This window comes from Actinomycetospora corticicola, from assembly GCF_013409505.1.
In the GTDB taxonomy this organism is placed as follows: Bacteria; Actinomycetota; Actinomycetes; order Mycobacteriales; family Pseudonocardiaceae; genus Actinomycetospora; species Actinomycetospora corticicola.
The window spans coordinates 5,691,257-5,703,188 of sequence record NZ_JACCBN010000001.1; the positions used below are offsets into that span (position 1 = coordinate 5,691,257).

The window sequence follows — 11,932 nt, forward strand, 5'->3', positions numbered from 1 at the left end:
ACCGTCCGGTCCCGAACGGGGCGCACCACGGATCGCCCCCTGCGGGAGGCGGACGCGATGACGGTGCAGGCCAGGTCCGAGGGACCGGTCCGGGGGCGGTGGATCGACGACTGGCGCCCGGAGGACGAGTCCTTCTGGCAGGGCGGCGGGAAGCGGGTCGCGAACCGCAACCTGTGGTTCTCCGTCTTCTCCGAGCACATCGGGTTCTCGATCTGGACCCTGTGGTCGGTCCTCGTGCTCTTCATGCCGAACGACGCGTTCGGGCTCGACGTGGCCGGGAAGTTCTTCCTCGTCGCGATGCCGACGCTCGTCGGGTCGTTCCTGCGCCTGCCCTACACGATGGCCGTCGCGGTGTTCGGCGGCCGCAACTGGTCGATCATCGCCGCGGCGCTGCTGCTCGTCCCGACGATCCTCGCGGCGTTCATCGTCCAGCCCGGCGTCAGCTACACGACGCTCATGGTGCTCGCGGCGATCGCGGGCGTCGGCGGCGGCAACTTCGCCTCGTCGATGACCAACATCAACGCGTTCTTCCCCGACCGGTACAAGGGCTACGCGCTCGGCCTCAACGCCGGCGGCGGGAACCTCGGCGTCGCGGTGATCCAGCTGCTCGGCCTGCTCATCCTCGCGACGGCGGGCGGCGGCGTCACCGGCATCCGCATCCTGCTCGGGATCTACATCCCGCTCGTCGTGATCGCCACGCTCTGCTCGGCGATCTTCATGGACAACCTGAGTACCGTGCGCAACGACACCGGTGCGCTCAAGGAGGCGACGAAGGAGGCCCAGACCTGGGTCATCTCCTTCCTCTACATCGGCACCTTCGGCTCGTTCATCGGTTACAGCTTCGCCTTCGGCCTCGTGCTGCAGAACCAGTTCGGCCGGACCCCGCTGCAGGCGGCGACCCTGACCTTCATCGGCCCGCTGCTCGGGTCGCTCATCCGCCCGGTCGGCGGCTGGCTCTCCGACCGCATCGGCGGGGTGCGGGTGACCTTCTGGAACTTCGTCGCGATGGCCGTCTCCTCGCTGATCTGCATCATCGCCTCGGGGCAGCAGTCGCTCGGCCTGTTCGTCGTCGGCTTCACCCTGCTGTTCATCACCTCCGGGATCGGCAACGGCTCGGTCTACAAGATGATCCCGGCGATCTTCCGGACGAAGGCCCTGGCCGCGTCGGAGTCGACGGGCCGGGACACCGACGCCTCCCTGCTGTGGGCACGCCGCATCTCCGGCGCCGTCATCGGGATCGCCGGCGCGATCGGCGCCTTCGGCGGCCTGCTGATCAACCTCGCGTTCCGGCAGTCCTTCCTCACCGTGAAGAGCGGCGTGCCGGCGTTCTGGGCGTTCCTCGCCTTCTACGCCGTCTGCTTCGTCGTGACCTACCTCGTCTACATGCGCAACGCGAAGGCGGCGACCGACCCGAAGACCGGGTCCACGGTCTCGTACGCGTCGGTGTAGGTGGCTTCGCCCGGTGAGCAGAAAAGGTCGCCGTAGCGACCTTTTCTGCTCACCTGCGACCGAAGGGAGCACATCCGCATGAACCCCCGCACGGTCGTCGTCGTCGGCCACGGGATGGTCGGGCACCGCTTCGTCGAGAGCCTGCGCCGGCTCGACACCGAGGACGCGTGGAAGGTGGTGGTGCTGGCCGAGGAGAACCGGCCGGCCTACGACCGGGTCGCGCTGTCCTCCTACGTCGGCGACGCCTCGGCGGACGACCTCACCCTCGACGAGCACAGCGACCCGCTGGTGGAGCTGCACCTCGACGAGCCGGTGGCGTCCGTCGACCTCGCGCGGCGCACGGTCCGGACCGCGAAGGGTCGCGACGTCGCCTACGACGAACTGGTCGTCGCCACCGGCAGCGTCCCGTTCGTGCCGCCGGTGCCGGGCCGCGACCTCGACGACGTCTTCGTCTACCGCACGCTCGACGACCTCGACGGGTTGCGCGCGGCGGCGGAGAAGGCGATCTCGACGGCGGGTGCGGGCCGGCGGTCCGGCGTCGTCGTCGGCGGCGGGCTGCTCGGGCTGGAGGCCGCGAACGCGCTGCGGCAGCTCGGCCTGTCGCCGCACGTGGTGGAGATGGCGCCGCGACTGATGCCGGTGCAGGTCGACGAGGGCGGTGGCGCGTTGCTCCGGCGGCTCGTGTCCGAGCTCGGCCTGCGGGTTCACACCGGCGTCTCCACGAGCTCGATCGCCCGGGACCACCGCGGCGGCCTGACCGTCACGCTCTCCGACGGCACCGAGCTCGACGCCTCCGTGGTCGTCTTCTCCGCCGGCATCCGTCCGGCCGACACGGTGGCCCGCGAGGCGGGGCTCGAGGTGGGGGAGCGCGGCGGGGTGCTGGTCGACGACCGGTGCCGGACCTCCGACGAGCACGTCTGGGCCATCGGCGAGGTCGCCGCGGTCAAGGGCCGGACCTACGGCCTCGTCGCGCCGGGGTACGCGATGGCCGAGGTCGTCGCGGGGCGGCTCACCGGCGGCGAGGGCCGCTTCACCGAGGCCGACCTGTCGACGAAGCTCAAGCTGCTCGGGGTCGACGTGGCGAGCTTCGGCGACGCGCACGCGGCGACCGCCGGGGCGCTCGAGGTGACGCTGAACGACCCCGTGGCGGGCACGTACTCCAAGCTCGTCGTCTCCGACGACGCGACGACCCTGCTCGGCGGCATCCTCGTCGGCGACGCCTCGAACTACGAGACGCTGCGCGGCTTCCTCGGCGAGAAGCTCCCCGGCGACCCGATGTCGCTGATCGCGCCGGCCTCCGACGGGGCCGTGGGCGTCGGCATCGACGCCCTGCCCGACGGCGCCCAGATCTGCTCGTGCAACGCGGTGACGAAGGGCGCGCTCGTCGAGGCCATCAGCTCCGGCGAGGCCACGACCGTCCCGCAGCTCAAGGCCTGCACCCGGGCCGGCACCACCTGTGGCTCCTGCGTGCCGACCCTCGGCAAGGTCCTCGCGTCCTGTGGCGTCGAGGTCTCGAAGGCGCTCTGCGAGCACTTCGCGCAGTCCCGCGCGGAGCTCTACGAGATCGTCCGGGTGACCGGCCTGCGGACGTTCACCGAGGTCGTCGAGGGCTACGGCACGGGCCGGGGCTGCGACGTCTGCAAGCCCGCCGTGGCGTCGATGCTCGCGACCCTCGCCGGCGGGCACGTGCTCGACGGCGAGTCGGCGACGCTGCAGGACACCAACGACCACTTCCTCGCGAACATGCAGCGCAACGGCACCTACTCGGTGGTCCCGCGCCTGCCCGGCGGGGAGGTGACGCCCGAGGGGCTCATCGCGATCGGCTCGGTGGCGAAGGACTTCGGGCTCTACACGAAGATCACCGGCGGCCAGCGGATCGACATGTTCGGGGCGCGCGTCGACGACCTGCCGAAGATCTGGCGCCGGTTGGTCGACGCCGGGTTCGAGTCCGGCCACGCCTACGGCAAGTCGCTGCGCACGGTGAAGTCGTGCGTCGGCACCGACTGGTGCCGCTACGGCGTGCAGGACTCCGTCGGGCTCGCCGTCGCCCTGGAGCTGCGCTACCGGGGGCTCCGGTCGCCGCACAAGCTGAAGTCCGGGGTGTCGGGCTGCGCCCGCGAGTGCGCGGAGGCCCGGTCGAAGGACTTCGGGATCATCGCCACCGAGACCGGGTGGAACCTCTACCTCGGCGGCAACGGCGGGTTCACCCCGAGGCACGCGGAGCTGATCGCCTCGGACCTGGACACGACGACGCTGGTCCGCACGATCGACCGCTTCCTCATGTTCTACGTCCGCACCGCCGACCGGCTGCAGCGCACCGCGCCGTGGATCGAGTCGCTCGAGGGCGGCATCGACCACCTCCGTGAGGTGATCATGGAGGACTCGCTCGGCATCTGCGCCTCGCTCGACGAGCAGATGGCGGGTCACGTCGCGGGCTACGCCGACGAGTGGGCCGCGGTCCTGGAGGACCCGGAGAAGCTCGAGCGGTTCACCTCGTTCGTCAACGCGCCGGGCGTGCCCGACCCGACGATCGAGTTCGTCGACCACCTCGGCCGGCGGGTCCCGGCCGGGATGAAGGACGGCCAGCCGACCGACCTCGCCGCGCTCGGCCTCGGCGGGGTCCCGATCACCGACGGAGCCCGGATCCCGATGGGAGCGCCCGCATGACCGCACAGGCCGACGCCCGCCACCACCCGTCGGGCTCGACCGACGGCGCGGAGGCCAAGGACCCGCACCCGACCCCGGCGACCCCGGCCCACCCGCCGTCGGGAACGGGGTGGACCGCGGTCTGTCCGCTCGAGAAGCTGCAGCCGGAGCGCGGGGTGTGCGCGCTGGTGGAGGGTGAGCCGGTCGCGCTGTTCCGCACCCGGGACGACCGGCTGTTCGCCCTGCACAACGTCGACCCGTTCTCGGCGGCGTCGGTGCTCTCGCGCGGCATCGTCGGCGACCTGGGCGGGACCCCGGTCGTCGCCTCGCCGTTGTACAAGCAGCACTTCGCGCTGGAGTCGGGCGTGGCGCTGGAGGACTCGGACGTCGTCGTCGCCACCTATCCTGTGCGGGTGGTGAACGGGACGGTCGAGGTCGGTGGTCCGTGAGCGGCCCCCTGGACGGCGTGCGGGTCGGCGTGACGGCCGACCGCCGCGCCGACGACCAGATCGAGCTCCTGCACCGCAAGGGCGCGACGACGGTGCACGGCCCGACGATGCGGATCGTGCCCCTGGCCGACGACGCGCAGCTCGCGTCGGAGACCCGCGGGCTGCTCGACGCGCCGCCCGACGTCGTGGTCGCGACCACCGGGCAGGGCTTCCGCGGGTGGCTCGAGGTCGCCGACGAGTGGGAGCTGGGGGAGCGGCTGCGGGCGGTCCTCGCCGCCGCCGAGGTGCTGGCGCGGGGCCCGAAGGCGCGCGGCGCGATCCGCGGCGCCGGGTTCCGCGAGGCGTGGTCGGCCGACGAGACCGAGTCGTCGCCCGAGGTCCTGGAGCACCTGCTCGAGCAGGGGGTGTCCGGACGACGGATCGCGGTCCAGCTGCACGGCGACCCCATGACCTCCTTCCTCGCCGCGCTGCGTGAGGCCGGCGCGGACGTCGTCGAGGTGCACGTCTACCGGTGGGAGCCGCCGCCCGACCTGCCCGCCGTCGACGCCCTCATCGACGCCGTCATCGCGCGCGAGGTCGACGTCGTCACCTTCACGAGCGCTCCCGCCGTCGAGGGTCTGGTGCAGCGCGCGGAGGCGCTGGGGCGGGACGCGGACCTGCTCGCCGCCCTGCGCGACGGCGTGCTCGCCTGCACCGTGGGGCCCGTGACGTCCGCCCCGCTCGATCGTCTCGACGTGCCCTCGCTGGCGCCGGAGCGGTTCCGGTTGGGGGCGATGGTGAAGCGGCTCGAGGAACACGTGGGAGACGCAGCGCAGCGGAGCTCGACCCGATGAGGGCGGTGTCCCCGTGACCCTGGTGGTCCTCGCGCACGGCACGAACGACCCGGCCGGCCGCGCGACCTGGGGTGCCCTGCTCACGCGCGTGCGGGCGCTCCTTCCCGACGTCGGGGTGCGGCTGGCCTGGGCGGGCGTCGCCCGTCCGCAGCTGGCGGACCTGCTGCCGAAGCTGCCCTCCGGACCCGTGGACGCGGAGCGGGGCGGAGCCGGACCATCGGGCGTCGTCGTGGTCCCGGCGTTCCTGGCCTCGGGCTTCCACGTGCGCCGGGACGTGCCGGAGCAGCTGGCGTCCCTCGGCCGCGACGACGTGGTGGTGACCGAGCCGCTCGGGCCGGACGCCGTCCTCGTGGACGCGGCGCTGTCCCGGCTGCGCGCCGCCAGGTGGACCGACCAGCAGGTGGTGCTGGCGGCCGCCGGGTCGACGGACCCGGTGGCGCAGGCCGACCTCCGCGTCGCGGCCGACCTGGTGCGGGAGCGGGTGGGCGGCGAGGTGCCGGTCGGCTACGTCGCGGGGGGCGATCCGCGGCTGGCCGACGTCGTCGCGGCCCAGGACGGTCCGGTCGCGCTGCTGACGTGGCTGCTGGCGCCCGGGGTGTTCCACCGGTGGGCGTCCGGGGTGGGCGCGGCCGTGGTGGCGGAGCCGTTGGGGGACCACCCGGCGGTCGCGTCGCTGCTGGTCGAGCGGTACCGCGCGTCGGTGGCGCTCGCGTCCTGACGTCGACGTCAGCGGTGGCCCACGGCCGACGCCCGATGTCAGCGGTGGCACACGGCTGATGTCGGACACGCGTATGGCGGGCGACCCGGATGGGCACTCCGGACCCCGCGGACGGCGGAGGGAGGGACACCGGGGTGGCCGAGGACGACGAGCTGATCGCCGGGCGCTACCGCGTCGTCGCGCGGGTCGGGAGCGGGGCGATGGGCGTGGTCTGGCGCGCCGAGGACGAGCGGCTGCAGCGCACGGTGGCCCTCAAGCAGGTCCGGCTGCCCGGCGGGGTCGACGAACGCAGCACCGAGCAGGCCCATCAGCGCGTCATGCGCGAGGGCCGGCTCGTCGCCCGCATCCACCACCCGCACGCCATCGCGATGTTCGACGCGGTCGACCACGGCGGGGAGCCGTGGCTGGTCATGGAGTACCTGCCGTCGCGGAGCCTCGCCGAGGTGGTCGCCGCCGACGGGCCGCTGACCCCGCACGCCGCCGCGGCGATGGGCCACCAGGTCGCCGCGGCCCTGACGGCGGCACACACGGCCGGGATCGTCCACCGCGACGTGAAGCCCGGCAACGTCCTGCTCGGCACCGACGGCATCGTCAAGGTCACCGACTTCGGCATCTCCCGCGCCGTCGACGAGGCCACCCTCACCTCGACCGGGATGATGGCCGGGACGCCCGCCTACCTCGCGCCGGAGATCGCCCGTGGGGCGTCGGCCGACTTCCGGTCGGACGTCTACTCGCTCGGATCCACGATCTACGCGGCGGTCGAGGGCGAGCCGCCGTTCGGGTCGGGCGAGAACGCGCTGGCCCTGCTGCACCGGGTCGCGTCCGGGGACCACCCGCCGCCCCGCCGTGCCGGCAGCCTCGCGCCGCTGCTGGAGCGCATGCTCGCCGCCGATCCGGTGCACCGCCCGGAGATGCACCAGGTCCGCGACGAACTCGAACGGCTCGCCGCCGTCGACGTCGAGACCGACGCCTGGCCCGAGGAGGTCCCGGCGACGAGCCCGACCGTGCCGGTCCCGCCGTCGGCCCCGTCCGACCCGTCCGACCCGTCGACCGGGCCCGGGAGCACCTCCGGCAGCGGCCGTCGCGTCGCGGTCGCGCCCGTCCCGGCCCCGCCCGGTCCCGGCCCGACACACCCGCTGCCGCCGCGCGCCGACCCCGCGCCGGTGGGCGAGGAGGAGGGGACCCGCCGTCGTCCGTTGCTGATCGGCCTCGGGGTGCTGCTGGTGGCCGCCGCCGCGGTCGTGGCGCTGGTGCTGGGGACGGGCGGTGGCGGGCTCGGGGGTGCCACCACCGGCCCGTCGACCGCGACCGACCAGGCCGAGCCCGGGAGCGGGACGGCCTCCGACGACTGGTCGGCCGCCGACGCCTCGGACGCCCCGCCCGCGCCGGGCACGTCCGACCAGGTCGCGCAGCAGCAGGCGGTCATCGACTACTACGGGCTGATCCCGTCGGACCTGGCCGAGGGCTGGCAGCGGCTGACGCCGTCGTACCAGCGGAACACCGCGGGCGGGTTCGCCGGGTACTCCCGGTTCTGGGGCGACATGAGCCGGGTGACCGTCCGTGGGGTGTCCCCGGCCCCGGGCGACGCCGTGGACGCCACCGTCACCTACACCTACCGCGACGGGCGGACCAGCGAGGAGCGGACGCTGTTCCGGATGGTGCAGCAGGACGGCGTCTGGAAGATCGACGGGAGCCAGGTCCTCTCGAGCCGCTGACCCGTCGTCAGGAACGGCGGTAGCGCTCCGCGTACCGGGCCGCGGCCGCGTCGTCCTTGTCGCGGTCCCGTTCCGCGCGGGTCGCGACGCCGGTGCCGACGGGGTAGCCGGCCTTCACCAGCCGGTGTTCCGCGGTCTCGTGCACGTAGGCGACCGCGAAGATCATGCCCATGATCCCGCCGCCGAGCGCGCACATCGCGCGCAGCCACAGCGGGCCGGGCACGAAGACGAGGATCGCGATCGCGAACGGGGCGATCTGGACCAGGATCCGGGCGATGTGGCGCAGCCACCAGGTCCGGCAGGTCGTGTCGTGCAGGACCCAGGGTGAGAACCGCTCGGGCAGCCCGCCGCCGTAGGCGTACCAGAGCCACCGGAGCGGGTCGGGTCGCTTGACGTTTTGCACACCAACAGTATGCACCCCACGTGTAGGGTCGCCGGTGTGACGGCGGCCCCGGAGGAGATCGACCCCCTCGCCCTGGAGAACCAGGTGTGCTTCGCGCTGGCGGTGGCGGCGCGCTCGGTGATCGCCCTCTACCGACCGCTGCTGGAGCCGATGGGCCTCACGCATCCGCAGTACCTCGTCATGCTGGCGCTGTGGGGCGGGGAGCCGCTGTCGGTCACGGCGCTCTCGACGAGGCTCGCGCTCGACCCGGGCACGCTCTCGCCGCTGCTCAAGCGGCTCGAGGCGCAGGGCTACCTGGAACGACGGCGGGTCCCGGGCGACGAGCGCACGCTCGCCGTCACGCTCACCGCGGCCGGTCGGGCGCTGCGGACGGAGGCGGAGCGCATCCCGCCGGCGATCGTGGAACGGCTCGGGATGCCGGTCGAGGAGCTGCTCCGGCTGCACGGCGACCTGGGCGCGGTCATCGCGGCGGCGCGGGAGCCCTGATCACGGGCGGGCCGCGAGCATCGCCAGCACGACCGGGCTGCGGGTGACCGCCCGCGACCAGGCCGCGACCACCGGCAGCGGCTCGGCGGGCAGCGGGACCCGCGCCACCCCGTCGTCGGGAACGGGCTGCGCGAGCACCGACCAGCCGAGGCCCTGGGCGACGAGGGCGCGCACCATCTCGGTCGACCGCGTGCGGTGCTCGATCCGGGGCGAGACGCCGAGCTCCCGGCAGACGGCGAGCGCGTGGTCGGACGACGGCGGGAGGTCGAGCAGCACCATCGGCTCGTCGGCGACGGCGGCGAGGTCCGACGCCGGGTGGCCGCGCCGTACCAGCAGGTAGGGGACGTTCGCGGCGACCTGCTCGGTGTCGAGATCGGGGGAGAGGCCGTGGTCGTGGAGCACGGCGAGGTCGAGCTCGCCGTCGAGCAGGCGGCGTTGGAGGCGGTCCTGGTCGTCCTCGACGAAGGCGACGCGGGTGCGCGGGTGCCGCCCGCGCAGCGCCGCGATCCACGGGGCGAGGACGGTCGGCGCGAGGGTCGGGTAGCAGCCGACCGACACGACCCCGGCGACCTCGCCCAGGCTGGTGGCCAGCTCGCCCGCGTCGCGGAGCAGCCGGCGACCGCGGGTCACGGCGGACCGGCCCGCCGGCGTGAGCTGCACGCCGTGCGCGCGGCGGCGCAGCGTGAGCTGGACCCCGAGCGTCCGCTCGAGCTCGTCGAGCGCGACGGAGATCGCCGACGGGGAGACGTGCAGGGTCGACGCGGCGGCCGCGAGGGTGCCGTGGTCGGCGACGGCGACCAGGTAGGACACCTGTCGCAACGTAAAGTTCGAGGAACTCACGAAGCACCGTAGCATCGTGAAATTTACAGATCGGCCGTCGGCGGGGACGCTGGTCGCTATGACCACCACCACACCGCAGGCGCGCGACGTCGACGTCGCCGCGTCCGGGGACGTGCCCGAGCGGGGCCGCCTCGTCGTCGAGATCGGGTCCGGTCCCGACGCCGTGACCGTCGGCATCTTCCGCTTCGGCGGCCGCCTGCACGCGTGGGAGAACGTGTGCGCGCACCAGGGCGGGCCCGCCTGCCAGGGCCGGATCGTCGGCCGCGTCCGGGAGCGGCTCGACGAGGGCAAGCGCAGCCTCGGCCTGCGGTTCGACGAGGACACGATGCACGTGGTGTGCCCGTGGCACGGCTACGAGTACGACGTGACGACCGGCCGGCACCCCGGGGTGCCGGGGGCGTCGCTGCGCCGCATCGAGGTCGCCGAGGCGGAGGGCCGGATCCGTGTCACGGTCTGAGCGCATCGCGGCCCTGGTGGCGGAACTGGACGCCGAGGTCGCCGCCGGTCTCGACGACGGGGCACTCGCTCGCCTCGACCCCGGCACCGCGCGCCGGCTCGTCGGCGTCGCCGGACGGTGCTGGGCGGTCGCCGCCGAGGAGGGGCACGACCCGCCGTCGGGAACCGATCTCAGCCCGACCGACGCGGTGGTGCTCGCGACCGCCGCCCTGCGCAGCAACGACCTGAACCCGTTCGACCTCGCCCTGTGGTTCTCGAGGAGCTCGTCATGACGATCACGCCCGACCCGGCGGTGCGGCGCCTGCCCACGCAGGAGATCACCACCACCACCGACACCCGCGAGATCCTCGCGAACGCGCGGCGGGACACCGAGCGCTACGGCCTCGACGACTACTTCATCGTCGACGTCGACTCCCACCACGTGGAGCTCGACTCGTGGCCGGAGATCCTGCAGTACCTCGACAGCCCGGTGCTGCGCGACAGCGCGAACCAGATGATGCGGAACTGGCCCAACGCGGCGCGCCTGGCCCTGCACAACCACTCGCCCGGCCTGACGATGCAGGACGTCTCCGGGCGCATCCCGCACCAGGCGTCGCTCGGGGAGGAGACCCCGGGCACGACGTCGGGCGCGGACCGGGACGCGACGCTGGTGCGGCGCGCGATGGACGCGATGTCGATCGACGTCCAGGTCGTGTTCCCGCAGCCGATGCTGGAGACGGGGCTGCACCCGCAGCCGGAGGTCGCGACGGCGCTGCTGCAGGCCTACAACCGCTGGTTCACCGCCGAGGTGCTGCCCCGCGAGCCGCGCATCCGGACGATGCTGGGGCTGCCGTTCGAGAACCCGGACGCCTGCCTGGAGACGATCGAGGAGTTCGCCGACACCCCCGGCGTCATCGGGTTCCTCGTGACCTCCCAGCGGCACGCCGGGGTGCACCGCAACGCGTACATGCCGGTGTACCGGGAGCTGGAGCGCCGCGGCCTGCCGATCGGGTTCCACGCGGGGCCGAACCAGGCCGACACGATGACCTCGACGATGAACCGGTTCCTCTCGGCCCACGCGATGAGCTTCGTGACCTGCAACATGACCCACATGACCAACTGGGTGGTCAACGGCATCCCGGAGCGGTTCCCGGGGCTGAAGACCATCTGGATCGAGAGCGGCCTCGCGTGGTTGCCGTTCATGATGCAGCGGCTCGACCACGAGTACTCGATGCGCCAGTCGGACGCCCCGCTGCTCACGCGCCCGCCGTCGCACTACATCCGCGAGATGTACTACACCTCGCAGCCGATGGAGTGGACCGACGACAAGCTGCTCGCGGCCACGCTCGAGGCGATCGACGCGGAGAACACGCTGATGTACTCCAGCGACTGGCCGCACTGGGACTTCGACGTCCCGGGCCGGATCGCCGCGCTGCCGTTCGTGTCCGAGCACGGCAAGCGCAACATCCTCGGCGAGACGGCGCGGAAGGTGTTCTCGCTGGGTGGCTGACGCCCTGTGAGTACTTTTCCGTGTCCTGGCACGGATGAGTACTCACAGGTGCGGAGCACACCTCGCTCATGAGCGGATTCGTGCGCCCGGCCGGGACCGGCGAGACCTACGACTTCGACGGCGCCGTGTTCACGGTGAAGGCCGCCGGGGACGACACCGAGGGTCGGGTGTCGGTCATGGAGCAGGCGGCACCGGTCGGGCTCGTCGTCGCGCCGCACACCCACGAGGGCGAGGACGAGATGTTCCACGTGCTCGCCGGTCGGGTCGGCGGGCGGTGCGGCTCCGACGAGTTCACCGCGGACACCGGCGCGTTCATCTTCCTGCCGCGCGACGTCGAGCACTCGCTCTGGGTGCTGGGCGACGAGCCGGTGCGGATGCTGACGATCTGCGGCCCGGCGACGTTCGACGCGCTCGTCCGCGAGCAGGGGCGTCGTCGCGGGTAGCCCCG

At 73.2% G+C, this 11,932-nt stretch carries 13 protein-coding genes; 11 read left to right on the forward strand and 2 right to left on the reverse strand.

The features are described 5' to 3' along the window. Positions 1–57: 57 nt before the first annotated feature. The 6 genes from BJ983_RS27730 (at position 58) to BJ983_RS27755 (ending at position 7,810) form a co-directional block, all read left to right on the forward strand. The gene (locus BJ983_RS27730) at positions 58–1,449 is read left to right on the forward strand and encodes a nitrate/nitrite transporter (protein WP_179796766.1); all 1,392 of its coding nucleotides are present in this window, start codon (positions 58–60) and stop codon (positions 1,447–1,449) included. A 78-nt stretch (positions 1,450–1,527) separates the two neighbouring features. Beyond that, on the forward strand, positions 1,528–4,116 hold the full coding sequence (gene nirB / locus BJ983_RS27735) for a nitrite reductase large subunit NirB (RefSeq protein WP_179796767.1): 2,589 nt from the start codon (positions 1,528–1,530) through the stop codon (positions 4,114–4,116). Continuing rightward, positions 4,113–4,544: a nitrite reductase small subunit NirD gene (nirD, locus tag BJ983_RS27740; protein ID WP_179796768.1), complete on the forward strand. Its 432-nt coding sequence runs from the start codon at positions 4,113–4,115 to the stop codon at positions 4,542–4,544. The genes nirB and nirD overlap by 4 nt, the downstream gene beginning before the upstream one ends. After that, positions 4,541–5,377 (forward strand): uroporphyrinogen-III synthase, encoded by an 837-nt coding sequence (locus BJ983_RS27745; protein ID WP_179796769.1) that lies wholly within the window; start codon positions 4,541–4,543, stop codon positions 5,375–5,377. Before nirD ends, BJ983_RS27745 begins: the two co-directional genes overlap by 4 nt. 13 nt (positions 5,378–5,390) lie before the next feature. Continuing rightward, the gene (locus BJ983_RS27750; RefSeq protein ID WP_179796770.1) at positions 5,391–6,095 is read left to right on the forward strand and encodes a CbiX/SirB N-terminal domain-containing protein; all 705 of its coding nucleotides are present in this window, start codon (positions 5,391–5,393) and stop codon (positions 6,093–6,095) included. Positions 6,096–6,229: 134 nt separating this feature from the next. Further along, positions 6,230–7,810 (forward strand): protein kinase domain-containing protein, encoded by a 1,581-nt coding sequence (locus BJ983_RS27755; protein WP_179796771.1) that lies wholly within the window; start codon positions 6,230–6,232, stop codon positions 7,808–7,810. A gap of 7 nt (positions 7,811–7,817) precedes the next feature. Here BJ983_RS27755 and BJ983_RS31935 read toward each other — a convergent pair whose 3' ends face one another. Then, positions 7,818–8,213: a DUF5313 family protein gene (locus BJ983_RS31935; RefSeq protein ID WP_179796772.1), complete on the reverse strand. Its 396-nt coding sequence runs from the start codon at positions 8,211–8,213 to the stop codon at positions 7,818–7,820. Positions 8,214–8,222: 9 nt separating this feature from the next. On the opposite strand from BJ983_RS31935, the gene BJ983_RS27765 reads away from it, so the two are divergent. Continuing rightward, positions 8,223–8,699 (forward strand): MarR family winged helix-turn-helix transcriptional regulator, encoded by a 477-nt coding sequence (locus BJ983_RS27765; RefSeq protein WP_179796773.1) that lies wholly within the window; start codon positions 8,223–8,225, stop codon positions 8,697–8,699. On the opposite strand, the gene BJ983_RS27770 is transcribed toward BJ983_RS27765, so the two are convergent. Continuing rightward, on the reverse strand, positions 8,700–9,509 hold the full coding sequence (locus BJ983_RS27770) for a LysR substrate-binding domain-containing protein (RefSeq protein WP_179796774.1): 810 nt from the start codon (positions 9,507–9,509) through the stop codon (positions 8,700–8,702). It lies immediately after the preceding gene. A gap of 88 nt (positions 9,510–9,597) precedes the next feature. Between BJ983_RS27770 and BJ983_RS27775 the strand changes: the two genes are divergently transcribed. From BJ983_RS27775 to BJ983_RS27790, 4 genes are all read left to right on the forward strand, one after another. Beyond that, a complete protein-coding gene (locus BJ983_RS27775) occupies positions 9,598–9,996 on the forward strand; it encodes a Rieske (2Fe-2S) protein (protein ID WP_179796775.1) in 399 nt (132 codons plus the stop codon). Beyond that, on the forward strand, positions 9,983–10,267 hold the full coding sequence (locus tag BJ983_RS27780; RefSeq protein ID WP_179796776.1) for a hypothetical protein: 285 nt from the start codon (positions 9,983–9,985) through the stop codon (positions 10,265–10,267). Before BJ983_RS27775 ends, BJ983_RS27780 begins: the two co-directional genes overlap by 14 nt. Continuing rightward, positions 10,264–11,484 (forward strand): amidohydrolase family protein, encoded by a 1,221-nt coding sequence (locus BJ983_RS27785; protein ID WP_218890503.1) that lies wholly within the window; start codon positions 10,264–10,266, stop codon positions 11,482–11,484. The genes BJ983_RS27780 and BJ983_RS27785 overlap by 4 nt, the downstream gene beginning before the upstream one ends. A 68-nt stretch (positions 11,485–11,552) precedes the next feature. Then, positions 11,553–11,927, forward strand: coding sequence for a cupin domain-containing protein (locus BJ983_RS27790; protein ID WP_179796778.1), 375 nt, complete (start codon positions 11,553–11,555; stop codon positions 11,925–11,927). The last annotated feature ends 5 nt before the right edge of the window (positions 11,928–11,932 follow it).